Origin of the sequence: Yersinia pekkanenii (assembly GCF_001152565.1) — a bacterium.
Classification (GTDB): Bacteria; Pseudomonadota; Gammaproteobacteria; order Enterobacterales; family Enterobacteriaceae; genus Yersinia; species Yersinia pekkanenii.
In genome coordinates this window covers 39,133-64,548 of record NZ_CQAZ01000008.1, presented here as the reverse complement: position 1 = coordinate 64,548, position 25,416 = coordinate 39,133, and the positions used below count along the sequence as shown (strand labels likewise).

Here is a 25,416-nt window from a genome sequence, read left to right as displayed (position 1 = left end):
TGGGTAAAATTTTGCCGGGGAGAAATCGCCACCAGCAGTTACTGATAAAAAACAAACTTCTCTTGCGAAAAAACTCTCTGAAGATTGCTGCTGGGATACAGACTATTTTTCGCGACGCGAATTATCAATTAAAAAAGGAGATAATTATTCAAAGTATGACAATGAGCACATAACTGTGAAAAAATATTACAGACATCACAAAAGCTTAAAAAACAATGAATAAGACCCTAACTTCGAAACAAAATCGTCTCTCATTGACATATTGAATGGTTTCAGCCAAACCAATAAAACATGATATTTTTTGGCTGAAAACAGTGTTATTTACGCAGTTAATTCGTAAAGCGAATATTTAAGAAAGACTTACAGAGAGCCGCGTTACCGATAAAAAAGAAACTAATCTGTTGAGATTGACCAAGAGGTGAGGCGAAGAGGGAAAAAGTGAGAGGCATCAATCAATGTTTAGTAAAACAAACAATTTAGCTTTTAAAGACATAAAAAAGCGCGGCCTAAGCCACGCCACTGACATTGATCTTAACAGATGATAGTCAATCTGCAGACTAAACTTAATGAGTCGCCTTAGCAGCCCAGGTATCACGTAAACCGACAGTGCGGTTAAACACCAGCGCATCTGGACGTGAATAATGGCTGTCAGTACAGAAATAACCTTCACGTTCAAACTGATAGGTTTTCTCTGGGACCGCATCAACCAAACTTGGCTCGACAAAGCCCTGACGAATAATCAAAGACTCAGGGTTGATAGTTGACAAGAAGTCCTCTGCTGCCGCTGGGTTTGGTACGCTAAACAAGCGATCATATAAACGAATTTCAGCAGGCAGCGCATGTGCCACTGAAACCCAGTGAATAACACCTTTCACTTTACGGCCATCAGCTGGATCTTTGTTTAATGTCTCTGCGTCATAGCTGCAATACACGGTTGTAATATTGCCTTCCGCATCTTTCTCGGCACGCTCGGCTTTAATCACATAGGCATTACGTAAACGGACTTCTTTACCCAGCACCAGACGCTTGTATTGCTTATTAGCTTCTTCGCGGAAATCAGCACGATCGATATAAATCTCGCTATCGAAAGGGACCTGGCGGGTACCCATATCCGGATTATTCGGGTGATTTGGCATGGTCAGCCACTCTTCCCCCGCCGCACGGTTTTCGATAACCACTTTGATAGGATCGAGAACCGCCATTGCCCGTGGGGCATTTTCGTTCAGATCATCACGGATACAGGATTCCAGTGACATCATTTCAACGTTGTTATCTTGCTTGGTCACCCCAATACGGCGGCAGAACTCACGGATGGAGGCCGCAGTGTAGCCACGACGACGCAAACCAGAAATGGTTGGCATACGTGGGTCATCCCAGCCTTCCACAACCTTCTCCGTCACCAGCAGGTTCAGCTTACGCTTTGACATAATGCTGTATTCAAGATTCAGACGGGAGAACTCATACTGACGCGGATGACATTCAATGGAGATGTTATCCAGCACCCAATCATACAAGCGACGGTTATCCTGGAACTCCAGCGTACAGAGTGAATGGGTGATCCCTTCGATCGCATCAGAGATGCAGTGGGTAAAGTCATACATCGGGTAGATGCACCACTTGTTGCCCGACTGATGGTGTTCAGCAAACTTAATGCGATACAACACCGGGTCACGCATGACGATAAACGGTGACGCCATATCAATTTTGGCCCGCAGACAGGCGGTCCCTTCAGCAAAGCCACCTGCACGCATTTTTTCAAACAGTGCCAGGTTCTCTTCTACGCTGCGGTCGCGATACGGGCTGTTTTTACCTGGTGCCGTCAGGGTGCCGCGATATTCGCGCATCTGCTCAGCAGTTAATTCATCAACATACGCCAGACCCTTGTTAATCAGCTCTATAGCGTACTGGTACAGTTGATCAAAATAGTCTGAAGAGTAGCGGATGTCACCGCTCCAGGTGAAGCCCAGCCACTCTACATCGTGTTTAATCGACTCAACGAACTCGACGTCTTCTTTCACCGGGTTGGTGTCATCAAAGCGCAGATTACATTGACCGTGATAATCCTGTGCAATACCAAAGTTCAGGCAAATGGATTTTGCGTGGCCAATATGCAGGTAGCCGTTTGGCTCCGGCGGAAAGCGAGTATGAACCGACGTGTGTTTGCCGCTGGCTAAATCTTCGTCAATTATCTGACGGATAAAATTACTTGGGCGGGCTTCTGCCTCACTCATTGTTCTATTCCTCAATGCAAACGCAACAAATATAACCGCATATAATCCAACAAGCCTGACTTGGAAACAACCGTTTGTTACCGGAAATAAAACAAAAAAGCGGGAAGAGATTGCTCTCTTCCCGCAGCTTCGATTAAAACTCAGGTCAGTGACTCAGTACATCAGCACTTTTTCACTGCGCATCTTAAACTGATTATTTGCCACGGATCTCAAACAACTGGCTCTGACCGGCAACCACAGAATCGCCCGCCAATACCGAGATACCGGCATAATCATCAATATTGCTGACCACAACCGGGCTAATCATTGAGCGCGCATTGGCGTTCAGATAGGCCAAGTCCAGTTCCAGTACCGGTTGACCGGCAACCACAGTGGCACCCTCTTCAACCAGACGGGCAAAGCCTTGACCATTCAGTTTTACTGTATCAATCCCGATATGAACCACAATTTCTGCACCGGTTTCAGTTTCCAGACAGAATGCATGATCCGTATTGAAGATTTTAACGATAGTCCCGTTCGCTGGAGAAACGACCATTTTATCGGTCGGACGAATAGCAACACCCTCACCCACGGCTTTGCTAGCAAAGGCTTCATCAGGAACCTGATCCAATGCGACAACATCACCAGTAATAGGCGAAACCAGTATCAGAGAAGCCGTTTTGGTGGTGTTAGCCGTATTAATTACCGCCTGAGGCTTAGCTGCAGTGCTCGTTGCCGCAGGAACCGGGCCACCCGCCAACACCGTACGCATTGCCGAAGCAATCAGTTCAGCACGGGTACCAACGATAACTTGTACGCTTTGTTTATTCAGACGAATAACACCAGACGCACCTAAACGCTTAGCCACATTGTCATTAACCAGCGCAGAGTCTTTCACGTTCAAACGCAGGCGGGTAATACAGGCGTCAATACCCGTCAGATTATCTGAACCACCGATAGCTCCGATATAACGACGAGCCAGGCCATTGATTTCACTTTCATTGATTTCTGGGGTGTTATTAACATTCACGTCATAACCATCTTCTTCACTGCCTTCTACCGCCAGTTCGCGGCCAGGAGTCAGCAAATTGAATTTCTTGATGGTGAAACGGAATACCACGTAGTAAATGACGAAGAACACCAGACCTTGTGGGATCAGCATATACCAGTGGGTTGCCAGTGGGTTGCGTGAAGACAGTACCATATCCACTAAACCGGCGCTGAAACCAAAACCAGCGATCCAATGCATGCTGGCGGCGATGAACACGGAAATACCGGTCAGCACGGCATGGATGAAATACAGCACTGGAGCCACGAACATGAAGGAGAATTCAAGCGGCTCAGTGATACCGGTGAAGAAGGCCGCAAATGCCCCTGCAATCATGATACCAGCAACTTTCGCTTTGTTTTCCGGACGTGCGCAGTGATAAATCGCCAGCGCTGCTCCCGGTAAACCGAACATCATAATCGGGAAGAAACCAGCCTGATAACGACCTGTGATACCGACAATCGCTTTACCGGAATCGATGGACTGTTGGCCACCCAAGAAGTTAGGAATATCGTTAATACCGGCAACGTCAAACCAGAACACCGAGTTCAGGGCGTGATGCAAGCCGACCGGGATCAGTAAACGGTTGAAGAAGGCATAGATACCCGCGCCAACAGAGCCCATATCTTTGATGTATTCACCGAAGGTCACCAGCGCGTTATAAATCAGCGGCCAGACATACATCAAAATGAAGGCAACAGCAATCATCAGGAAAGACGTCAAGATCGGAACCAGACGGCGGCCACTGAAGAAGGAGAGCGCTTTTGGCAGTTCAACGCTGCTAAAGCGGTTGTACAACTCAGCAGAAATGATACCAACCAGAATCCCCACGAACTGGTTGTTGATTTTGCCGAAAGCAGCAGGAACCTGATCAAGCGGGATCTTTTGAATCATCGAAACCGCGGCGGGCGAACACAGCGTGGTTAATACCAGGAAACCTACAAAGCCGGTCAGTGCAGCCGCACCGTCTTTGTCTTTTGACATACCGTAAGCCACACCAATGGCGAACAGCACCGACATGTTGTCGATAATAGCCGCACCGGATTTGATAAATAATGCCGCCAGTGCATTATCACCACCCCAACTAACGGGGTCGATCCAATAACCAACACCCATCAGTATCGCGGCGGCTGGCAGTGTGGCCACAGGGACCATCAAAGCCCGACCCACTTTTTGCAAGTAACTAAGAATATTCACTTTTCCCCCTATTCGTCCGATATCGGACCCTTTAAGTAGTTTATTTAATTGACGCACTACCTTTTAGAAAAACGCATGGCACACTTTATATTTATTCACGGCACATATTACTCATTGTGGAGTGTAAAAAAATTATTTCGTAACGCAAATTAAAACCCCCTATTTTGTGATAAATATCACCAAAAACCAGTGAAAAAGCACCAATACACTAGCCATGATACAAAACTTATTTTATCATTCGAAAAATGAACAAAGCATCGTATCAACGCATGAGTCAAAATCTGAGTTACGCTTATCTGAATGATTCAAACCGCGTTGAGTATAGCCACTATCAGCAATCCAAGAGGTGCAAGATGAGACTTATCCCACTAAAAAACACCGCAGAAGTTGGCAAATGGGCAGCACGTCATATCGTTAGTCGTATTAATGCGTTCAAACCCACTGCTGAGCGCCCGTTTGTGCTGGGTCTGCCAACCGGTGGAACACCGATGGAAGCTTACAAACACTTGGTCGCAATGCATAAAGCCGGTGAAATCAGCTTCAAAAACGTTGTCACTTTCAACATGGATGAATATGTCGGGCTGCCGCAAGAGCACCCAGAAAGCTACTACACCTTCATGCACACCAACTTCTTCGATCATGTTGATATCCCAGCCGAGAACATTAACCTGCTGAATGGAAACGCGCCTGATATCGATGCAGAATGCCGCCGTTACGAAGAAAAAATTAAGTCTTACGGCAAAATCAACCTGTTTATGGGTGGCGTGGGCGTGGACGGCCACATCGCATTTAATGAACCGGCGTCTTCTTTGGCATCCCGTACTCGGATCAAAACTCTGACCCAAGAAACCCGCATTGCTAACTCGCGTTTCTTTGGTGGTGATGCAAACCTCGTGCCGAAATATGCACTTACCGTAGGTGTAGGTACATTGCTGGATGCAGAAGAAGTGATGATTCTGGTAACCGGTCACGGTAAAGCACAAGCCTTACAAGCCGCAGTTGAAGGAAGCATTAACCACATGTGGACCATCAGTTGCCTGCAACTGCATGCCAAAGCCATCATGGTGTGTGATGAACCTTCCACTATGGAATTGAAGGTTAAAACTGTAAAATACTTCCACGAATTGGAAGCTGAAAACATCAAAGGTCTGTAATAGTCATCAGGGGGCTAAGATGTACGCTTTAACTCACTGCCGTATTTATACCAGCCACGAAGTATTGGATAATCATGCTGTTATCGTGGCTGATGGATTGATCGAGCGTATCTGTCCTGCCGATGAACTCCCGGCGGGTATTGAGATACGCGATTTGGGTGGCGCCATTCTGGCCCCCGGTTTTATTGATGTGCAGTTGAATGGCTGCGGGGGCGTGCAATTCAATGATTCTCTTGAGGCTATCTCAGAAGAGACATTGGACATTATGCAACGTGCCAATGAAAAATCAGGTTGCTCCAGCTTCCTGCCGACACTCATTACATGCAGTGATGAATACATGAAACACGGCGTTAACGTCATGCATTCATATCTGCAAAAAAATCAGCATCAGGCACTGGGTCTGCATCTGGAAGGGCCATACCTCAACCCATTGAAGAAAGGCACCCATAACCCCGCGTTTATCCGCAAACCTAGCGCAGAAATGATTGATTATCTGTGTGAAAATGCTGATGTAATTACCAAAGTTACGCTGGCACCTGAAATGGTTGATGACAAATACATTCGTCAGCTAACAGAAGCCGGTATTCTGGTTTCAGCCGGTCACTCTAATGCAACTTATCGGGAAGCGCGCAAAGGCTTTAGCGCCGGTATTCGTTTCGCAACGCACCTTTATAATGCAATGCCATACATTACGGGGCGTGAACCGGGCCTGATAGGGGCTATTTTTGATACGCCAGAGGTTTATACCGGGGTGATAGCCGATGGTCTGCATGTCGACTGGGCTAATATCCGCAATGCAAAACATCTGAAAGGTGACAAATTGGTCTTGGTCACCGATGCCACCGCACCGGCTGGCGCTGAAATTGAACAATTTATTTTTGCTGGTAAAACAATATACTATCGCGATGGCTTATGTGTGGATGAGAATGGCACATTAAGCGGTTCAGCTCTGACGATGATCGAAGCGGTCCGAAATAGTGTTGAACATGTTGGTATCGCACTGGACGAAACATTGCGTATGGCAACACTTTATGCGGCCCGCGCTATTGGTGTGGACAAGCAGTTAGGGAGTATTGAAGTCGGCAAAGTGGCCAACCTGACTGCCTTTACCCACGATTATAAAATCACTAAAACCATCGTTAACGGCAACGAGGTTTTAAAATAAGCGAGTAATTTTATTGATGAGCACCGGCGGACAGTCACAAATTGGTAATGTAGATCTTGTGAAACAACTCAATGGTGCCGTTGTTTATCGGCTTATTGATCAGCAAGGCCCGATTTCGCGCATTCAGATTGCCGATCTCAGCCAGCTAGCTCCCGCCAGTGTCACCAAAATAACGCGTCAACTGTTGGAGCGCGGGCTGATCAAAGAAGTAGATCAGCAAGCCTCCACCGGTGGCCGCCGCGCGATTTCCATCGTGACAGAAAACCGCCAATTCCACACTATTGCCGTCCGTCTTGGCCGCCATGACGCCACGATTACCCTGTTTGACATGAGCGGTAAGTCGCTGGGTGAAGAACACTACTCGCTGCCAGAACGCACGCAAGAGACGCTGGAATACGCGTTGTTTAATATCATCAGTCAGTTTATTGACGCTTATCAGCGCAAATTGCGTGAACTGATTGCTATTGCCGTTATCCTCCCAGGCTTGGTTGAACCAAACAAAGGTATCGTGCGCTATATGCCACATATCAGTGTCAGTAATTGGCCGTTGGTCGAAAATCTGCAAAATCGTTTTAATGTCACCAGCTTTGTCGGCCATGATATTCGCAGCCTGGCGCTGGCTGAGCACTATTTTGGCGCCACCCGCGACTGCGAAGACTCCATATTGGTTCGTCTGCATCGTGGTACCGGTGCCGGTATCATCGTTAACGGTCAGATATTTTTAGGCAGCAACGGCAACGTGGGCGAAATCGGCCATATCCAGATTGATCCGCTCGGTGAACGCTGTTATTGCGGCAACTTTGGCTGTTTGGAAACCGTCGCGTCCAATGCGGCAATTGAGGCTCGCGTACGCCATCTACTCGCGCAGGGCTACCCAAGCAAGTTAACACTGGATGATTGTCATATTGGCGTCATCTGCAAAGCCGCTAACCGTGGCGACTTACTGGCAAGTGAAGTCATCGAGCATGTGGGGCGTTATCTGGGTAAAGCCATCTCTATCGCCATCAACTTATTTAACCCGCAAAAAGTGGTGATTGCCGGTGAAATCATTGAAGCCGATAAAATACTGCTGCCTGCTATTCAAGGTTGTATTAATACCCAAGTGCTGAAAAACTTCCGTCATAACTTGCCGATAGTCACCTCGCAACTGGATCATCAGTCAGCAATCGGTGCTTTCGCGCTGGCCAAACGCGCCATGTTAAACGGCGTCTTGCTACAACGTTTGTTGGAAAACTAGGCTGCCGATAAGGATGTTGCATAGTCGACCCCATAATCGGCCATGTTATAGTGACTCATTACCGCCAAAAAGAGTAAGTTTAACAATGACAATTAAAAGTGTTATTTGCGACATTGATGGTGTGTTGTTACATGATAATCACCCCGTCCCTGGGGCCGATGTTTTTCTGGCCCGAATTCAAGAAGCTGGAATGCCGCTGGTTATTTTGACCAACTACCCGTCACAAACCGCACAGGATCTGGCTAACCGCTTCAGTTCTGCTGGGCTGGAAGTGCCGGAAAGTGCGTTTTATACCTCTGCCATGGCCACCGCCGACTTCCTGCGCCGTCAGGAGGGTAAAAAAGCCTATGTGGTTGGCGAAGGCGCGTTAGTTCACGAATTGTATAAAGCTGGCTTTACCATTACTGATATCAATCCTGATTTTGTGATTGTCGGTGAAACCCGCTCTTATAACTGGGACATGATGCATAAAGCGGCCTATTTTGTTGCCAATGGCGCACGCTTTATTGCCACTAACCCAGATAGCCACGGTCATGGCTTCGCACCAGCTTGTGGTGCGCTATGCGCCCCAATTGAGAAAATTTCCGGCCGCAAACCCTTTTATGTGGGTAAACCTAGCCCGTGGATCATCCGCGCCGCACTGAATAAAATGCAAGCGCATTCCGAAAGCACAGTGATTGTGGGTGATAACCTACGTACCGATATTCTGGCTGGTTTTCAGGCTGGCCTTGAAACTATTTTGGTGCTGTCTGGTGTTTCGACGCTAATGGACATTGAAGCCATGCCGTTCCGCCCAACCTACGTTTACCCTTCTGTGGCTGAAATCGATATTATCTAATCTCTGTTGGCGGTTCCGGCCGCCATTCTCCGCTTGTGTACTATTCCCTTTTTTGGTGCGACGCACCAAAGTTTCTTGCCATTCTGCCCTATTTTGGCGCATTTTCTTTTATGCCCTTCGCCCTTGAAGCTACAGGATTGTTAACTGCGCGCGCTCACCCGAATCACTTACTTGAGTAAGCTTATCGGGATTCTCTTACTTGCCGCCTACCTGCAACTCCAAGTGCTTTGGGTATATGCTCTCACGAGAAAATCCGCTATAGCGACGAATCCAACGCACTATAAATTGGCGTGTTTTTTGCATATTTTCTGGCGTCAGGTTTACAAATTATTCGGATGACTGCATCACATCACCGCCAAAGCAGAGAAGTTAGGGAGATTATTATGTGTTCTATTTTCGGGGTGCTCGACCTTAAAACCGACCCCATTGAGTTACGTAAAAAAGCGCTGGAAATGTCACGTTTAATGCGCCACCGTGGGCCGGATTGGTCTGGTGTATGGGCAAATGATAAAGCCATTCTCGCTCATGAACGTTTATCTATTGTTGACGTCAATACCGGTGCCCAACCCCTGTTTAATGCGGCTCACACGCATATTCTGGCGGTTAACGGTGAGATTTATAATCATCAGGCATTGCGTCAGCAATATGGCGACCGCTACGCCTTCCAAACAGGCTCAGACTGTGAAGTTATTTTAGCGTTATACCAGGAAAAAGGGCCAGAGTTCCTTGATGACCTGCAAGGTATGTTCGCCTTCGTCTTATACGATACCGAGAAAGACGCTTACCTAATTGGCCGTGACCATCTGGGTATTATTCCGCTGTATATGGGCCACGACGAACACGGCAATATGTTTGTTGCTTCAGAAATGAAAGCCTTGGTCCCTGTTTGCCGCTCGATTAAAGAATTCCCGGCAGGCAGCTATCTGTGGAGCAAAGATGGCGAAATTCGTGAGTATTACCATCGTGATTGGTTTGATTTCGACAACGTAAAAGACAACGTTACCGATAAAGTTAAGCTGGCAAATGCATTAGAAGATGCAGTAAAAAGCCACTTGATGTCCGACGTGCCTTACGGTGTATTGCTGTCCGGTGGTCTGGACTCTTCTGTTATTTCGGCTATCACCAAGAAATTTGCCGCCCGCCGGGTAGAAGACGATGAGCGCAGTGAAGCCTGGTGGCCACAACTGCACTCCTTTGCCGTCGGCCTGATTGGCTCACCCGATTTGCGGGCTGCAAAAGAAGTCGCCAACCATTTAGGTACCGTGCACCATGAAATTCATTTTACCGTGCAAGAAGGTCTGGATGCCATTCGTGATGTGATTTATCACATTGAAACCTATGATGTCACCACTATCCGCGCCTCCACCCCTATGTATTTGATGTCACGTAAAATCAAGGCGATGGGTATTAAAATGGTGCTGTCCGGCGAAGGTTCTGACGAAGTCTTCGGCGGTTATCTCTATTTCCACAAAGCACCAAACGCCAAAGAATTGCACGAAGAAACCGTGCGTAAACTGCTGGCCTTGCATATGTATGACTGCGCCCGAGCCAACAAAGCAATGTCTGCCTGGGGCGTTGAAGCGCGCGTTCCCTTCCTGGATAAAAACTTCCTTGATGTTGCGATGCGTATCAACCCGCAGGACAAAATGTGCGGCAATGGAAAAATGGAAAAACATATCCTGCGCGAATGTTTTGAATCGTACCTGCCACATAGCGTCGCATGGCGACAAAAAGAGCAATTTTCCGATGGCGTGGGTTATAGCTGGATTGACACACTAAAAGAAAAAGCTGCCGAGCAAGTCACTGATCAACAAATGGAAACTGCTCATTTTCGTTTCCCATACAACACCCCTTCATCAAAAGAGGGCTACTTGTATCGTGAAATTTTTGAAGAGCTGTTCCCGTTGCCAAGTGCCGCTGAATGTGTACCCGGCGGCCCTTCTGTCGCGTGCTCATCAGCTAAAGCTATTGAGTGGGATGAATCATTCAAAAGCATGGACGACCCATCGGGCCGCGCAGTTGGCGTACATCAGGACGCTTATAAATAATTGAATGTCATTGCAGGTAGTTAGCCTGCTTATATTCAACATTTTGCTATCAAGGTCGCTCTCAGGCGGCCTTGTTTTTTTATGTGGTATTAGCCGACTCAATCCAATCCAATTTCGCGTGGTGGCCTATCTGCCTTGATGTTTCCTTTTGCTGGCAAATTCAACAATTAATGACTATAAGTGCTGCTTTAATCACCAGACTGTTCACAAGCCACACAAACGAACCCTTTCAACGCTTTTTTGGGAAAAAATTAGTTGACGCAATTCGGCCATATACGCATAATGCGCCCCGCAACGCCGATGAAGGTTGTGCAGAAAAAAGATGGCTACGTAGCTCAGCTGGTTAGAGCACAGCACTCATAATGCTGGGGTCACAGGTTCGATTCCCGTCGTAGCCACCATCTTTTTTCATGTATGCGGGAGTGGCGAAATTGGTAGACGCACTAGATTTAGGTTCTAGCGCCGCAAGGTGTGCGAGTTCAAGTCTCGCCTCCCGCACCATTTTTATCGGTTGTCACAGTAGATGGGATATCGCCAAGCGGTAAGGCACCAGGTTTTGATCCTGGCATTCCCAGGTTCGAATCCTGGTATCCCAGCCATTTCTCTGAAGTGGAATACTGTTAGACGGAAGTTGTGCGCTGGTTATGCTAAATCAGTAAAAGAATTGTATTTCAGTTGGGATATCGCCAAGCGGTAAGGCACCAGGTTTTGATCCTGGCATTCCCAGGTTCGAATCCTGGTATCCCAGCCATACAATTTCTAAGGTTAAAGATTTAAAGATGGCTACGTAGCTCAGCTGGTTAGAGCACAGCACTCATAATGCTGGGGTCACAGGTTCGATTCCCGTCGTAGCCACCATCTTTTGGGGTATCGCCAAGCGGTAAGGCACTGGATTCTGATTCCAGCATCCGAGGTTCGAATCCTCGTACCCCAGCCAAATTTAGAAAAGCTCGCTTCGGCGGGCTTTTTGCATTCTACAACCCCAACGCATACCTCAACGCATGTTCTTTCAGTTTGCCTGCGCGCTGGGCGGCCATCAGCGCCAAATTACGCACAAATTTCACGGCTGGCAGGTCATTACTGAATGCGGTGTAGAACACATCCATACCACTTTGCATCATCAGATTATCGGTACGGCGGCGGCGCTGGTAACGCAGTAACACCTGCTCGCTGTGCCACGGCTCTGCCAGCTCACGCGCTTGATTCAATACATCTAACAGTGCATCAACATCGCGATATCCCAGATTAACCCCCTGCCCAGCCAGCGGATTAATGGTATGCGCCGCATCGCCCAATAAGACCAACCCCGGCTGCACATACCGCTGTGCATGGCGGCGAACCAATGGGAAAGAACCGGCGGCAACTGCCTTAACGGCCCCCAGACGAGCGGGGAAAGCGGCGGTTATCTCCTGATTCAATTGTGCCATTGGCATCTTTTGAAGCTGGCGGATACGCTGCGGGCTGTCGTACCAAACCAACGATGCCCAGTGATCAAACAGCGGCAAGAAAGCCCGCGGCCCAGAAGGAAAGAACTGCTGCCAAGTGGTATTTTGCTGAGCGGTATCAGTTTCTACCGTGATTAACAGACAGGACTGACTATACTGCCAACCACTGGTACCAATACTGGCTAAACGCCGCACCAGAGAATTTGCACCATCAGCACCTATCACTAAACGGCCCTGTATCTCTTGCTGAGCATCTAGCGTGATTTTCCAGTAGTCATCTACTCTGACCATACTTTGCAACCGTGACGGACACAGTAGCGTCAAATTCGGGCACTCTGCCATCTGTTGCCACAGGGCCAACTGCAAAACTCGGTTCTCAACCATAAAACCCAGTTCAGGTAAAGACAGCGATGCCGCGTCAAATACCACCTGCGAACCTGGCTGTTCCCAGGTTTCCAATCGGCGATAAGGCGCATAGCGCATCTGTTGTACTTGGGGCCAGGCCCCAAGTTGCTTTAACAAAGCTACCGAGGTGCACCCAATGGCGGAAACCCGTAGATCCGGCACACTGTCAGCATCAAATGGCGCAGGGGCTTCATGCTCTAGTAGTGCCACTGACCAGCCAGTTTGTGCCAGCCCTAACGCAGCAGCAGCCCCTACCATGCCACCGCCCACGACCACAACATCATAATTTGGTTGCGATTTATTCATTTTTGCCATTCGTTAAAAGTTAAAATAACACCCACATTTTATCGGCCCTCAGTGTACCGGATTTTTTATCGTTCAACAGAATAAGTAAGCGGTTCTTCGGGTTCACTCGCATTAGCGGGCACTGTATTGTCAGTGTCGGTTTTATTTTAGTGGGATGCTGCGCAGATTCGGAATTTTTAAGTTGCGCTCCCTGATGGCCGCTATATGAATAGAAAGCGAACGGACGGATTGATGAGTAAACTGGCATCAGCACCGTACACCATGAATAATTCTCGAATGACAGGTATGATTGACGTTATAACAAAATAATATCAATCCAGAGGAACGCAGTGACTCAGAGAAACAATTTGCACGTAGCGACACAAGAAATCTTGCTGGAACCCGCCGATAATCAGCGCCTGCTGAGTTTGTGCGGCCCTTTTGATGACAATATCAAACAGTTAGAGCGCCGTTTAGGAATAGAAATTAATCGTCGCGACAACCGCTTTAAGTTAGTCGGTAAGAATGTCTGCGTTGTTGCCGCGGCAGAGATTCTGCGTCACTTGTATGTTGATACCGCCCCGATCCGGGGTGTTATCCCGAATATCACGCCAGAGGATATCCACCTCGCGGTGAAAGAGAGCCGCGTATTGGAACAAACCAACGAGAGCGTGCCCGATTACGGTAAAGCAGTGAATATCCGTACCAAGCGCGGAATGGTCAAACCCCGCACCCCCAATCAGGCGCAATACATCGCTAATATTCTCGATCACGATATTACTTTCGGTATTGGCCCGGCCGGTACCGGTAAAACCTATCTGGCGGTTGCTGCGGCAGTCGATGCACTGGAGCGCCAGAACGTACGGCGTATCTTGCTGACCCGCCCAGCGGTTGAAGCGGGTGAAAAACTGGGTTTCCTGCCTGGGGACCTTAGTCAGAAAGTCGATCCCTATCTGCGCCCACTTTATGATGCCTTATTTGAGATGCTGGGCTTTGAGCGGGTTGAAAAACTGATTGAACGCAACGTGATTGAAGTTGCTCCACTGGCCTATATGCGAGGCCGCACACTGAATGATGCGTTTATCATTTTGGATGAAAGCCAGAACACCAGCATCGAACAAATGAAAATGTTCCTGACCCGGATGGGCTTCAACTCCAAGGCGGTGATTACCGGTGATATCACGCAAACTGACTTGCCGCGTCATCAGAAATCAGGCTTAAGCCATGCGATTGAAGTGCTGTCTGACGTAGAAGAGCTAAGCTTTAACTTCTTCCATAGCGAAGATGTGGTGCGTCACCCTGTAGTCGCCCGGGTCGTTATTGCCTATGAAGCCTGGGAAGCGGCGGAACAAAAACGCAAAGAAGCGATTACCGAACAACGTAAGCGGGAAAATCATGCCCCGTCTGAGCAGGAGGCGCCATGAGCCAAGTGATACTCGATTTACAAATTGCCTGCGCCGATAGCCAAGGTTTACCCACTGAAGCCGATTTTCAGCGTTGGTTGGAAGCCGTATTACCTCAGTTTCAGGATGTCGCTGAAGTGACAATCCGCTTGGTTGATGAAGCTGAAAGCCATGAGTTGAATCTGACCTATCGTGGTAAAGATAAATCGACCAATGTGTTGTCTTTTCCTTTTGAGGCTCCACCTGAAATTGAACTGCCATTATTGGGTGATTTAATCATTTGTCGTCAGGTCGTTGAACAAGAAGCCATTGAACAAGATAAAGCACTATTGGCTCATTGGGCGCATATGGTTGTTCACGGCAGTCTCCATCTGCTAGGGTATGACCACATCGTTGACGATGAAGCAGAAGAAATGGAGTCGATTGAGACTGAAATCATGCAAAGTTTGGCTTATCCAGACCCGTATATTTCAGAGAAAGACCCCGAATAACCCCGTCATACTGGGTGTCATAACGCCCCGTTAATCGGGGTGAAGCTGTCGGTGGTGTGAGTTTACCACTGCCGATAAAATATAATCTTATATGGGTAACCTTAACTAAAACGCCATGAGCGACGACCACTCACCAAACAACGATAGCCCCAGTCCCAAGAAAGGGTTCTTTACTCTTATCCTTAACCAGTTATTCCACGGTGAACCCAAAAACCGTGGCGATCTGGTAGAGCTTATCCGTGATTCTGAGCAAAACGATCTGATCGATCCCGATACCCGAGACATGCTGGAAGGCGTGATGGATATCGCCGAGCAGCGCGTGCGGGATATCATGATCCCTCGATCTCAAATGGTCACATTAAAGCGTAACCAAACGCTGGATGAGTGTCTGGATGTGATTATTGAATCTGCTCACTCCCGCTTTCCGGTGATCAGCGAAGATAAAGATCACATTGAAGGTATCCTAATGGCCAAGGACCTGCTGCCGTTTATGCGCACAGATTCCGAGCCATTCAGCATTGATAAAGTGTTACGGACGGCGGTTGTAGTGCCGGAAAGTAAGCGAGTCGATCGGATGCTGAAGGAGTTCCGTTCCCAGCGCTATCACATGGCCATTGTCATTGATGAATTTGGTGGTGTTTCAGGACTGGTGACCATTGAAGATATTCTTGAGCTGATCGTTGGCGAAATAGAAGATGAGTATGACGATGAAGAAGATAGAGATGTCCGTCAGCTCAGCCGGCACACTTATACCATTCGTGCGCTGACACAAATTGAAGATTTCAATGAAGTGTTTAATACCCACTTCAACGACGATGAAGTGGACACTATCGGCGGTTTGGTGATGCAGGCTTTCGGCCATTTACCTGCCCGTGGTGAGACCATTGAAATTGAAGGTTACTTATTTAAAGTTGCTATGGCGGATAGCCGACGTATCATCCAGGTTCATGTAAAAATCCCGGATGATGCTCCGCAACCCAAATTGGAAGAATAAATCCTCGATGCCTATCGCTTCATACCTTCAACGCCAGTGGGTTCGCGCCCTACTGGCGCTACTTTTTGGCGCTTGCGGTACGCTGGCCTATTCACCATTTGATAACTGGCCTGCGGCTCTTGTTTCGCTCTTTGGCTTACTCAGTCTGACATTAAATCGCAACACCAGGCAGGCCGCGTTTATTGGCTTTTGTTGGGGAATGGGGTTATTCGGTACCGGCACCAACTGGGTATATGTCAGTATCTCCGAATTTGGCGGTATGCCGACGGCAATCAATATCTTCCTGGTGATATTACTGGCGGCATACCTGTCTCTCTATACCATGCTGTTTGCCGCTGTATTGGCGCGTTTGTGCCCGAAAGCGACTTGGTGGCGGCTGGCGATTGCCGCTCCGGTGGTATGGCAACTGACTGAATTCCTACGTGGCTGGGTGTTGACCGGCTTCCCGTGGTTGCAATTCGGCTATAGCCAGATTAATGGCCCGCTACGAGGGATTGCGCCCATCCTTGGCGTCGACGGTATTACCTTTATGCTGATGGCCATCAGCGGGTTACTGGTTTACGCCTGCTATCAACGCCGTATTACCGCCGCCGTGATTGCTCTGGCATTGTTATTGCTACCATGGCCCCTGCGCCAGTTGCATTGGTTCACGCCAGAGCCTGAACGCGCCGTCAATATCGCCATGGTGCAAGGTAATATTGCCCAGTCCATGAAGTGGGACCCTAAAGTCCTGCTCTCGACCCTGCAAGTCTATCTGGATGAAACCCGCCCGCTTATGGGCAAAGTCCCGATTATCATCTGGCCAGAATCTGCCATTCCTGATATTGAAACTGATCAGACCGGCTTCCTGACCATGGTTGATGACCTGATGCGAGCCAATCACAGCAGCTTGATCACCGGGATTGTCGATGCCCAGCGCCGGCCTGAAGGTAAAGGGTATCATTTCTTTAACAGTATCATTGTGCTAGGGGATAAAGAGCCGTATCAGTATCCGACCCAAAACCGTTACAGCAAACACCATCTGGTTCCGTTTGGTGAGTTTGTACCGCTAGAGTCCCTGCTGCGCCCGCTGGCACCGCTGTTTGATTTACCTATGTCAACGTTCAGCCGTGGTGATTATGTTCAACCACAGCTTAATGTCGCCGGATTTAACCTAACCGCGGCCATTTGTTATGAAATCGTGTTGGGCCAGCAGGTACGGGATAACTTTAACCCTGATACCAACTTCCTGCTGACTGTCTCGAATGATGCATGGTTCGGTCACTCCATCGGGCCGTGGCAACATTTCCAGATGGCGCGGATGCGCGCACTTGAACTGGGCCGCCCTTTGCTGCGCAGCACCAACAATGGCATCACCGCAGCAGTTGGCCCTCGCGGTGAAGTACTGGCACAGATCCCGCAGTTCACCCGGCAGGTGCTGAAGGTCAACGTCACGCCAACCACCGGTGTCACACCTTATGCCCGTTTCGGTTCGTGGCCAATGTGGATCATTACTATGATCCTGGGCGCATTCACCCTGTTCTGCGTGATCCGTGATCGTTCTGATAAAAAATAACCCTATATGTGGGCATGTTATCGACATGCCTGTTAATCTGAGAGTCCTATGTCATTGAAGTCTGAATTTATCCTCACCAATGAAGCTCAACTCAGCGAGCACTATGCATCCCCCTTTGAAACTGTGTTGAAGAAGCAAGTAGATCACCTTGATGATTATGCCAAAAAGCTGATTGCGGCTGCCCCGTTTGCGGTACTGGGTACGATAGGTGCCAAGGGGATCGACTGCTCACCAAAAGGCGGAGAGCCGGGCTTTATCCATGTGCAAGACAGTAAAACACTGATGCTGCCGGACAGGCCGGGAAATAACCGTCTGGATGGTATCCGCAATCTGCTACATAATCCCGCTATCGGTATCTTGTTTCTTATCCCCAACTGGGACGAAGGCTTTCGGGTGAATGGCCGCGCGAAAATCTCAGTCGATCCTGAGCTGTGCGAGCGTTTTAGCCAAAACGGCCACCCCGCGCGCAGTGTGTTAGTGATTGAAGTGGATGAAGTGTTTATTCATTGTGGCCGCGCGATCACCTTTGCCGATCTGTGGAACCCAGAAAAACACGCTGGTAAAGACACCCTCCCAACCGCGTTGGAGGTGTTTAAAGCGCATCTGGCTATCAACAACCAACCGTTAAATTAACCGTCAATAAAGCCGTAACCTGACGACTGATTAATTCCCTCGCCTGATCAATACCCTATAGCCCTCAATTTGCAGGGCTATTATTGCTCTATCTCGCCGCGACTGGCACAGACCTTGCATTATTCCTAACTATAATGTGTTAACTATCAACCCATATCCGCCAATCTTTTAGCCATTACAGGGTATGTCCGCAATCGGTACATAAATAGCGGCTTTGAATGAGGGAGAGTGGTGAGTGACTTGCACATTTATAGAGCACACTGCGCACCACGGAAGTGCACCGCTGTTTTATTGCCTCTATTTGGTGCGATTTACCTCTCAAAAAACAAACATTTATTCATCATTTACATAACAATTTGCTATTTTTTAAAGATAATCTGATACAAATAACAACGAAAATCACGTGTTAGCCAACAAAACATCGGTGGTGGTACCGTTAAAACGAAACAAAACGATTTCTCGTCTGAAAAGATTAAGCAACACAACATTGTTTTCTTGCACGACATTATTTTTAGCATCACAACGACATTTCTAACATCACAACAACAAGTAATAAAACAACAGCAAAGGAGTTGGACCATGCAAATGCGTAAATTGGCGTTAGCGCTACTGTTAGCTGGGATGGCAAGTAACCTAGCCCAGGCAGAAGAAGCAGCAGCACAGCCCGCAGCGAAAGCTGAAGTCTCCGCTGATACTCTGAAGAAGATTAAAGACAGTGGTGTTATCGTGGTAGGTCACCGTGAGTCTTCCGTTCCATTCTCTTATTACGACAATCAACAGAAAGTGGTGGGTTACGCCCAAGATTATTCTAATCTGATCGTCGATGCAGTGAAGAAAAAACTGAATGCCCCAGACTTACAGGTAAAACTGATCCCGATCACTTCACAGAACCGTATTCCATTACTGCAAAATGGTACCTTTGATTTCGAATGTGGTTCCACCACCAATAACCTGGAACGCCAGCAACAAGCCGCGTTCTCTAACACCATTTTTGTTGTCGGTACCCGCTTACTGACAAAAAAAGGTTCTGAAGTTAACGATTTCAAAGATTTGGCCGGTAAAGCCGTCGTTGTCACCTCAGGTACCACCTCTGAAGTGCTGCTGAATAAGCTGAATGAAAAAGACAACATGAATATGCGCATCATCAGCGCCAAAGACCACGGTGACTCTTTCCGCACCCTGGAAAGTGGCCGCGCTGTCGCCTTTATGATGGATGATGCTTTGTTGGCCGGCGAACGTGCAAAAGCCAAAAAACCAGACCAATGGGATATCGTCGGTACGGCGCAATCTCAGGAAGCTTACGGCTGCATGCTGCGTAAAAACGACCCTGCTTTCAAAGCACTATTGGATGAAACCATTGCCACCGCCCAAACCTCGGGTGTGGCTGAGAAGTCATTTGACCGCTGGTTCAAAAACCCAATTCCACCTAAAAATCTTAACCTGAATTTCTCACTGTCTGATGAAATGAAGGCGCTGTTCAAAGCCCCTAACGATAAAGCGTTGAACTAACAATAATAATCAGGGCGGGCGGTGCCTGCCCGACTCGATTGATGATGGACCGATTGGCAGACAGGATGCGGGGTGGTCGTTCCCCACTCCGCATTTTTTTGTTAACCCTCGGGAGGCCGCAACGCATTGAATCATCAATCATCAGGGTGGCTTATCCACCCTTTTAAGGGAGTTTGTTATGTCAATAGACTGGAACTGGGGCATTTTTTTGCAAGCTGCCCCCTTCGGCAATACCACCTATCTCGGCTGGATTTGGTCCGGTTTTCAAGTCACCGTCGCCTTATCACTGTGCGCATGGGTGATTGCCTTCTTCGTCGGTTCATTGTTTGGTATTTTAAGAACCGTACCCAATCGAATCCTGTCAGGCATTGGGACCTGCTACGTTGAGCTGTTTCGTAACGTCCCGCTGATTGTGCAATTCTTTACCTGGTATCTGGTGGTGCCTGAACTGTTGCCGGTTGATATTGGCATGTGGTTTAAAAGCGAGCTGGACCCGAACATACAGTTCTTCCTTTCAGCCATGTTGTGCCTTGGATTATTTACCGCCGCACGGGTTTGCGAGCAGGTACGCGCCGGGATTGAATCGCTGCCTCGTGGCCAGAAAGCCGCCGGTTTGGCAATGGGATTAACCCTGCCACAGACTTATCGCTATGTTTTACTGCCCAATGCTTATCGGGTGATTATTCCCCCAATGACCTCAGAAATGCTCAACCTGGTAAAAAACTCAGCCATTGCTTCAACCATCGGGCTGGTGGATATGGCGGCACAGGCGGGTAAACTGCTGGATTACTCTGCTCATGCCTATGAGTCCTTCACTGCCATTACCCTGGGTTATGTCCTGATCAACGCCGTGATCATGCTGTTGATGCGATTAGTGGAAAAGAAAGTGCAGTTACCCGGCAACCTGGGGAGTAAATAATGTACCAATTTGATTGGAGTTCTATCGGCCCTAGCTTGCCATACCTGCTGCAAGGCTTGGTTGTTACCGCCAAAATAACCATTACCGCTATTGTGTTCGGGATTGTCTGGGGCACGGTTTTAGCTGTGATGCGCCTGTCGCCGATTAAAGCGATAAGTTGGTTTGCCGCCGCCTATGTCAACGTGTTCCGCTCTATTCCGTTGGTCATGGTATTGCTGTGGTTTTATCTGGTGGTGCCAAGCTTATTACAAAATGTGTTGGGCTTATCACCAAAAACTGATATTCGGTTAATCTCAGCCATGGTAGCCTTTTCGCTGTTTGAAGCGGCCTATTACTCAGAAATCATTCGCGCCGGGATCATAAGTATCTCTCGCGGGCAATCCTCTGCCGCCTTAGCGCTGGGCATGACCCACGGCCAGTCAATGAGACTGGTTATTCTGCCACAGGCCTTCCGCGCAATGGTGCCGTTGCTGTTAACTCAAGGAATAGTGTTATTTCAGGATACCTCACTGGTATATGTCCTTAGCCTGGCCGATTTCTTCCGTACCGCCACCACTATTGGCGAGCGGGACGGTACTCAGGTCGAAATGGTGCTGTTTGCCGGTTTGGTTTATTTCGTTATCAGTATTGCCGCGTCAATGCTGGTTAACTATTTGAAGAAAAGGACTGTTTGATGATTTCCCTGAAAAATGTTTCTAAGTGGTACGGCCACTTTCAGGTGCTAGCTGACTGCACCACCGAAGTTAAAAAAGGTGAGGTTGTGGTAGTCTGTGGTCCTTCAGGCTCAGGCAAATCAACCTTAATCAAAACAGTTAATGGCCTGGAACCTATTCAAAAAGGCAGCATTACGGTTAATGGTATTGGTGTGAATGATAAAGGTACCAATTTGGCGCAACTGCGTTCCAAAGTGGGCATGGTGTTCCAGCACTTCGAGCTATTCCCACACTTGTCTATCATTGAAAACCTGACACTGGCGCAAATCAAAGTCTTAAAACGCGATAAAGCAGAAGCGCGGGAAAAAGGCTTGAAGCTGTTAGAACGTGTTGGTCTTACCACCCACGCGGATAAATTCCCCTCTCAGTTATCTGGCGGCCAACAACAGCGTGTCGCCATTGCCCGCGCACTTTGTATGGACCCAATAGCCATGCTGTTTGACGAACCGACGTCAGCACTTGATCCGGAAATGATCAACGAAGTGCTGGATGTGATGGTCAAACTGGCGCTGGAAGGGATGACGATGATGGTAGTAACCCACGAAATGGGCTTCGCCCGTAAAGTGGCTAACCGGGTTATTTTTATGGATGAAGGGAAAATCGTCGAAGACAGCAACAAAGATGATTTCTTTAACAATCCTAAATCTGATCGCGCTAAAGACTTCCTGGCGAAGATTTTGCACTGATTGTTCCATCGCCCCTCTCTGTTTTATGAGAGGGGCTGATAACATTTTCAGATATTATGGCTGGAATGGCCGGCGATTAAATTGGTCATGCCCACATTTAGGGCAGAGCGGCAACACTTCCGGGGTGTAAAAAGCCAGGTAGTAATGGCATTTTTCACAGACCAAATTCCCTAATCCAACCACTTCGCCGCTGTGATAAACCCCATGATGACTGACATCTTTAAACACCTCACGCCACTCTAATTGTGTTTTATCAGTGATATCAGCCAGCTCCTGCCATAGACTTTCTTTAATTACCCGCATAAATACACTGTCAGTGAATTCGTCTTTGCTCTCTTGATAACTGCGGGCAAACTCTTCCAGATCACGGCGTACCGCCTGAACAATTTGCTCAACTTCACTCCGACTCAACTCTTCCACAGCATCCAACCGCTGTTCGGCGCTGGCCACCAGCTTATCGATATCACGTTCACCATTTTTCAAGCGTTCCGTCAGTGATGCCACCAACTCACGATAATATTGAGCTACCTTGTTCATAAAGTCTCCTCGAGCTACGGTTGTGATAAAGAAAGATAGTGATAAAGCAAAATACGATAAGGCAAATTTTTAGCCCGCTTGCTGTTACCTCATCTCTGTTGCCTGATCGTATTTACTCTGATATTAAAGTTAATGTTAATTATTTTAGTCGTAAATGACTGAAGTCACGTCACCATCAGGTTGTTTCTCCCTCACTTTGGTGATTTCTGCCATTCACTGCGCAGAAAAAACCTCCAGTAGGGTGCTGAGTGTTGTTGCGCCTGCCGCTTATCGGCTATGCTATGCGGATCTCTCTTTATGATATGAAACAGATGATGCTACAGGCGTAGCTGTTTTTCACTATAGGACCACCGGCCGCCATGCAAGAGCAATACCGCCCAGAAGATATCGAAACGCAAGTACAGCTTCACTGGCAAGAGAAGCAAACTTTTAAAGTCACTGAAGACGCCAGCAAAGAAAAATATTACTGCCTATCCATGCTGCCATACCCTTCAGGGCGTCTGCATATGGGGCATGTGCGTAACTACACCATTGGTGATGTTATCTCCCGCTACCAGCGCATGCTGGGCAAAAACGTCCTACAGCCCATTGGTTGGGATGCGTTTGGTCTGCCGGCAGAAGGCGCGGCGGTAAAAAATAACACCGCACCGGCTCCATGGACTTACGAAAACATTGAATATATGAAGAACCAGTTGAAACTGCTGGGCTTCGGCTACGACTGGGATCGCGAGATTGCCACCTGCAAACCTGACTATTATCGTTGGGAACAGTGGTTCTTCACCAAGTTGTATGAAAAAGGCATGGTCTACAAAAAGACCGCTGCGGTTAACTGGTGTCCACACGATTTAACCGTGTTGGCGAATGAACAAGTGATCGACGGCTGCTGCTGGCGCTGTGATACCAAAGTTGAACGCAAAGAAATCCCCCAGTGGTTTATTAAAATCACCGATTACGCTGAGCAATTGCTTAACGATCTGGACACGCTGGAAAGCTGGCCAGAGCAAGTAAAAACCATGCAGCGTAACTGGATTGGCCGCTCTGAAGGGGTTGATATCATTTTCGCTGTCGCCGACAGCGAAGAGAAACTCTCGGTTTATACCACCCGCCCAGATACCTTTATGGGTGTGACCTATTTAGCGGTTGCTGCCGGTCATCCACTGTCGTTGCAAGCGGCGGCTACCCACCCTGCACTGGCCGATTTTATTGATGAATGCCGTAATACCAAGGTTGCCGAAGCTGAAATGGCCACCATGGAGAAAAAAGGCATGGCGACCGGTTTGTATGCCATCCACCCACTGACGGGTGAGAAACTGCCTATCTGGGCGGCTAACTTCGTCTTGATGGATTACGGTACCGGCGCAGTTATGGCAGTTCCCGGCCACGATGCCCGTGACTGGGAGTTTGCTACCAAATACAACCTGCCAATCAAACCGGTTATTTTAGCCGCTGATGGTAGTGAGCCTGACTTAAGTCAGGAAGCCATGACCGAAAAAGGCACCTTGTTCAACTCTGGCGAGTTCGATGGCCTGAACCATGAAGATGGCTTCAATGCGATTGCTGACAAACTGGTCACGCTCGGTGTTGGCCAGCGGAAAGTAAACTACCGCCTGCGTGACTGGGGTGTCTCCCGTCAGCGTTATTGGGGTGCGCCTATCCCGATGGTGACACTGGAAGACGGTACCGTCGTTCCAACACCCGAAGATCAACTGCCGGTCATCCTGCCAGAAGATGTGGTGATGGACGGTATTTCCAGCCCAATCAAGTCCGATCCTGAATGGGCTAAGACGACGGTTAACGGTATGCCGGGCCTGCGAGAAACCGATACCTTTGATACCTTTATGGAATCATCTTGGTATTACGCGCGCTATACCTGCCCGCAATTTGATGAAGGCATGCTGGATCCAACTGCCGCTAACTACTGGCTGCCAGTCGATCAGTATGTGGGCGGTATTGAACATGCCATCATGCACCTGATGTACTTCCGCTTCTTCCACAAACTGCTGCGTGATGCGGGTCTGGTGAATTCCGATGAACCCGCCAAGCGCCTGTTGTGTCAAGGTATGGTACTGGCAGATGCTTTCTATTACACCGGGGCTAGTGGTGAACGTATCTGGGTTTCACCGACCGATGCCATTGTCGAGCGTGATGAGAAAGGCCGTATCGTTAAATCGACCGACACTGAAGGTCATGAACTGGTGTATGCCGGCATGAGCAAAATGTCGAAATCGAAAAACAACGGTATCGACCCGCAAATCATGGTAGAAAAATACGGTGCCGATACCGTGCGTCTGTTTATGATGTTTGCTTCACCGGCAGAAATGACGCTGGAATGGCAGGAATCTGGCGTTGAAGGGGCTAACCGCTTCCTGAAACGTGTCTGGCGTTTGGTTTTTGAAAGCACCGCCAAAGGTGTAACGGCACCTCTGGACATTACCAGCCTGACGGAAGAGCAAAAATCCCTGCGTCGCGATCTGCACAAAACGATTGCCAAAGTCACTGATGATGTCGGCCGCCGTCAAACCTTCAACACGGCCATTGCTGCGGTGATGGAATTGATGAACAAGTTGGGCCGTGCACCTCAGGAAACTGAGCAAGACCGTGCTCTGCTGCAAGAAGCATTACTGGCAGTGGTTCGTATGCTTTATCCATTCACCCCTCACATTTGCTTCAGTTTGTGGCAAGCACTGGGTGGCGAAGGCGATATCGATACCGCACCATGGCCAATTGCTGATGAACAGGCGATGGTCGAAGACTCTAAATTAGTCGTCATACAGGTTAATGGTAAAGTGCGTGGCAGAATTACTGTGCCTGCCGATGCCACTGAACAGCAGGTTCGCGAACGCGCTGGTCAAGAACACCTAGTGGCTAAATACCTGGATGGGGTTACCGTGCGTAAAGTAATCTATGTCCCTGGCAAACTGCTTAACCTGGTTGTAGGTTAAGA

Annotated in this window: 19 protein-coding genes and 6 tRNA genes; 21 read left to right on the top strand and 4 right to left on the bottom strand. The window is 48.4% G+C overall.

Going from position 1 to position 25,416, the window contains the following annotated elements:
- Positions 1-563: 563 nt before the first annotated feature.
- Together glnS and nagE are read right to left on the bottom strand one after the other, a co-directional pair.
- Positions 564-2,231 carry a glutamine--tRNA ligase gene (gene glnS / locus AEP37_RS05705; protein WP_049611162.1) on the bottom strand — a complete coding sequence of 556 codons (1,668 nt, stop codon included), beginning with the start codon at positions 2,229-2,231 and terminating at the stop codon, positions 564-566.
- Between the two features lie 193 nt (positions 2,232-2,424).
- The gene (gene nagE / locus AEP37_RS05700; protein WP_049611159.1) at positions 2,425-4,455 is read right to left on the bottom strand and encodes an N-acetylglucosamine-specific PTS transporter subunit IIBC; all 2,031 of its coding nucleotides are present in this window, start codon (positions 4,453-4,455) and stop codon (positions 2,425-2,427) included.
- A gap of 353 nt (positions 4,456-4,808) precedes the next feature.
- On the opposite strand from nagE, the gene nagB reads away from it, so the two are divergent.
- The 11 genes from nagB (at position 4,809) to AEP37_RS05645 (ending at position 11,834) form a co-directional block, all read left to right on the top strand.
- Positions 4,809-5,609 carry a glucosamine-6-phosphate deaminase gene (gene nagB / locus AEP37_RS05695; protein WP_049611156.1) on the top strand — a complete coding sequence of 267 codons (801 nt, stop codon included), beginning with the start codon at positions 4,809-4,811 and terminating at the stop codon, positions 5,607-5,609.
- Positions 5,610-5,628: 19 nt separating this feature from the next.
- Positions 5,629-6,774: an N-acetylglucosamine-6-phosphate deacetylase gene (gene nagA, locus AEP37_RS05690; RefSeq protein ID WP_049611154.1), complete on the top strand. Its 1,146-nt coding sequence runs from the start codon at positions 5,629-5,631 to the stop codon at positions 6,772-6,774.
- 16 nt (positions 6,775-6,790) lie between these two features.
- Positions 6,791-8,011, top strand: coding sequence for a DNA-binding transcriptional regulator NagC (gene nagC / locus AEP37_RS05685; RefSeq protein ID WP_049611152.1), 1,221 nt, complete (start codon positions 6,791-6,793; stop codon positions 8,009-8,011).
- Between the two features lie 85 nt (positions 8,012-8,096).
- A complete protein-coding gene (locus AEP37_RS05680; RefSeq protein WP_049611150.1) occupies positions 8,097-8,849 on the top strand; it encodes an HAD-IIA family hydrolase in 753 nt (250 codons plus the stop codon).
- Between the two features lie 383 nt (positions 8,850-9,232).
- The gene (gene asnB / locus AEP37_RS05675) at positions 9,233-10,897 is read left to right on the top strand and encodes an asparagine synthase B (RefSeq protein WP_049611148.1); all 1,665 of its coding nucleotides are present in this window, start codon (positions 9,233-9,235) and stop codon (positions 10,895-10,897) included.
- 324 nt (positions 10,898-11,221) lie between these two features.
- A tRNA-Met gene (locus tag AEP37_RS05670) sits at positions 11,222-11,298 on the top strand.
- 15 nt (positions 11,299-11,313) lie between these two features.
- Positions 11,314-11,398, top strand: a tRNA-Leu gene (locus tag AEP37_RS05665).
- A gap of 23 nt (positions 11,399-11,421) precedes the next feature.
- Positions 11,422-11,496, top strand: a tRNA-Gln gene (locus AEP37_RS05660).
- Between the two features lie 77 nt (positions 11,497-11,573).
- Positions 11,574-11,648, top strand: a tRNA-Gln gene (locus tag AEP37_RS05655).
- A 30-nt stretch (positions 11,649-11,678) separates the two neighbouring features.
- Positions 11,679-11,755: transfer RNA gene (locus AEP37_RS05650), tRNA-Met, on the top strand.
- 5 nt (positions 11,756-11,760) lie between these two features.
- Positions 11,761-11,834, top strand: a tRNA-Gln gene (locus tag AEP37_RS05645).
- A gap of 37 nt (positions 11,835-11,871) precedes the next feature.
- Here the strand turns inward: AEP37_RS05645 and ubiF are convergent.
- A complete protein-coding gene (ubiF, locus tag AEP37_RS05640) occupies positions 11,872-13,053 on the bottom strand; it encodes a 3-demethoxyubiquinol 3-hydroxylase (RefSeq protein WP_049611145.1) in 1,182 nt (393 codons plus the stop codon).
- Between the two features lie 329 nt (positions 13,054-13,382).
- Here ubiF and AEP37_RS05635 point away from each other — a divergent pair, with 329 nt between their 5' ends.
- The 9 genes from AEP37_RS05635 (at position 13,383) to AEP37_RS05595 (ending at position 21,935) form a co-directional block, all read left to right on the top strand.
- The gene (locus tag AEP37_RS05635) at positions 13,383-14,456 is read left to right on the top strand and encodes a PhoH family protein (RefSeq protein WP_202905480.1); all 1,074 of its coding nucleotides are present in this window, start codon (positions 13,383-13,385) and stop codon (positions 14,454-14,456) included.
- Entirely contained in the window at positions 14,453-14,926 is a 474-nt protein-coding gene (gene ybeY / locus AEP37_RS05630) for an rRNA maturation RNase YbeY (RefSeq protein ID WP_049611141.1), read from the top strand. Before AEP37_RS05635 ends, ybeY begins: the two co-directional genes overlap by 4 nt.
- 115 nt (positions 14,927-15,041) lie before the next feature.
- Entirely contained in the window at positions 15,042-15,920 is an 879-nt protein-coding gene (gene corC, locus AEP37_RS05625; protein WP_049611139.1) for a CNNM family magnesium/cobalt transport protein CorC, read from the top strand.
- 7 nt (positions 15,921-15,927) lie between these two features.
- The gene (lnt, locus tag AEP37_RS05620) at positions 15,928-17,475 is read left to right on the top strand and encodes an apolipoprotein N-acyltransferase (RefSeq protein WP_049611135.1); all 1,548 of its coding nucleotides are present in this window, start codon (positions 15,928-15,930) and stop codon (positions 17,473-17,475) included.
- 48 nt (positions 17,476-17,523) lie between these two features.
- Positions 17,524-18,108, top strand: coding sequence for an MSMEG_1061 family FMN-dependent PPOX-type flavoprotein (locus AEP37_RS05615; RefSeq protein WP_049611134.1), 585 nt, complete (start codon positions 17,524-17,526; stop codon positions 18,106-18,108).
- A 579-nt stretch (positions 18,109-18,687) separates the two neighbouring features.
- The gene (locus AEP37_RS05610; protein ID WP_049611131.1) at positions 18,688-19,617 is read left to right on the top strand and encodes a glutamate/aspartate ABC transporter substrate-binding protein; all 930 of its coding nucleotides are present in this window, start codon (positions 18,688-18,690) and stop codon (positions 19,615-19,617) included.
- Positions 19,618-19,795: 178 nt separating this feature from the next.
- A complete protein-coding gene (locus tag AEP37_RS05605; RefSeq protein WP_049611128.1) occupies positions 19,796-20,536 on the top strand; it encodes an amino acid ABC transporter permease in 741 nt (246 codons plus the stop codon).
- The gene (gene gltK, locus AEP37_RS05600) at positions 20,536-21,210 is read left to right on the top strand and encodes a glutamate/aspartate ABC transporter permease GltK (RefSeq protein WP_049611125.1); all 675 of its coding nucleotides are present in this window, start codon (positions 20,536-20,538) and stop codon (positions 21,208-21,210) included. The genes AEP37_RS05605 and gltK overlap by 1 nt, the downstream gene beginning before the upstream one ends.
- On the top strand, positions 21,210-21,935 hold the full coding sequence (locus AEP37_RS05595; RefSeq protein WP_049611122.1) for an amino acid ABC transporter ATP-binding protein: 726 nt from the start codon (positions 21,210-21,212) through the stop codon (positions 21,933-21,935). Before gltK ends, AEP37_RS05595 begins: the two co-directional genes overlap by 1 nt.
- Before the next feature lie 54 nt (positions 21,936-21,989).
- On the opposite strand, the gene AEP37_RS05590 is transcribed toward AEP37_RS05595, so the two are convergent.
- Positions 21,990-22,472 (bottom strand): zinc ribbon-containing protein, encoded by a 483-nt coding sequence (locus AEP37_RS05590; RefSeq protein ID WP_049611119.1) that lies wholly within the window; start codon positions 22,470-22,472, stop codon positions 21,990-21,992.
- Between the two features lie 359 nt (positions 22,473-22,831).
- Here AEP37_RS05590 and leuS point away from each other — a divergent pair, with 359 nt between their 5' ends.
- Positions 22,832-25,414: a leucine--tRNA ligase gene (gene leuS, locus AEP37_RS05585; protein ID WP_049611116.1), complete on the top strand. Its 2,583-nt coding sequence runs from the start codon at positions 22,832-22,834 to the stop codon at positions 25,412-25,414.
- Positions 25,415-25,416: the final 2 nt, after the last annotated feature.

What these genes read in the sequence shown, in the direction of transcription:
- gltK (WP_049611125.1), top strand. Translation starts at nt 20,536, where the DNA reads ATGTACCAATTTGATTGGAGTTCTATCGGCCCTAGCTTGCCATACCTG.
- glnS (WP_049611162.1), bottom strand. Translation starts at nt 2,231, where the DNA reads ATGAGTGAGGCAGAAGCCCGCCCAAGTAATTTTATCCGTCAGATAATT.
- AEP37_RS05605 (WP_049611128.1), top strand. Translation starts at nt 19,796, where the DNA reads ATGTCAATAGACTGGAACTGGGGCATTTTTTTGCAAGCTGCCCCCTTC.
- AEP37_RS05590 (WP_049611119.1), bottom strand. Translation starts at nt 22,472, where the DNA reads ATGAACAAGGTAGCTCAATATTATCGTGAGTTGGTGGCATCACTGACG.
- ubiF (WP_049611145.1), bottom strand. Translation starts at nt 13,053, where the DNA reads ATGAATAAATCGCAACCAAATTATGATGTTGTGGTCGTGGGCGGTGGC.
- AEP37_RS05595 (WP_049611122.1), top strand. Translation starts at nt 21,210, where the DNA reads ATGATTTCCCTGAAAAATGTTTCTAAGTGGTACGGCCACTTTCAGGTG.
- corC (WP_049611139.1), top strand. Translation starts at nt 15,042, where the DNA reads ATGAGCGACGACCACTCACCAAACAACGATAGCCCCAGTCCCAAGAAA.
- nagA (WP_049611154.1), top strand. Translation starts at nt 5,629, where the DNA reads ATGTACGCTTTAACTCACTGCCGTATTTATACCAGCCACGAAGTATTG.
- AEP37_RS05610 (WP_049611131.1), top strand. Translation starts at nt 18,688, where the DNA reads ATGCAAATGCGTAAATTGGCGTTAGCGCTACTGTTAGCTGGGATGGCA.
- asnB (WP_049611148.1), top strand. Translation starts at nt 9,233, where the DNA reads ATGTGTTCTATTTTCGGGGTGCTCGACCTTAAAACCGACCCCATTGAG.
- AEP37_RS05615 (WP_049611134.1), top strand. Translation starts at nt 17,524, where the DNA reads ATGTCATTGAAGTCTGAATTTATCCTCACCAATGAAGCTCAACTCAGC.
- AEP37_RS05680 (WP_049611150.1), top strand. Translation starts at nt 8,097, where the DNA reads ATGACAATTAAAAGTGTTATTTGCGACATTGATGGTGTGTTGTTACAT.
- ybeY (WP_049611141.1), top strand. Translation starts at nt 14,453, where the DNA reads ATGAGCCAAGTGATACTCGATTTACAAATTGCCTGCGCCGATAGCCAA.
- nagB (WP_049611156.1), top strand. Translation starts at nt 4,809, where the DNA reads ATGAGACTTATCCCACTAAAAAACACCGCAGAAGTTGGCAAATGGGCA.
- nagC (WP_049611152.1), top strand. Translation starts at nt 6,791, where the DNA reads ATGAGCACCGGCGGACAGTCACAAATTGGTAATGTAGATCTTGTGAAA.
- leuS (WP_049611116.1), top strand. Translation starts at nt 22,832, where the DNA reads ATGCAAGAGCAATACCGCCCAGAAGATATCGAAACGCAAGTACAGCTT.
- lnt (WP_049611135.1), top strand. Translation starts at nt 15,928, where the DNA reads ATGCCTATCGCTTCATACCTTCAACGCCAGTGGGTTCGCGCCCTACTG.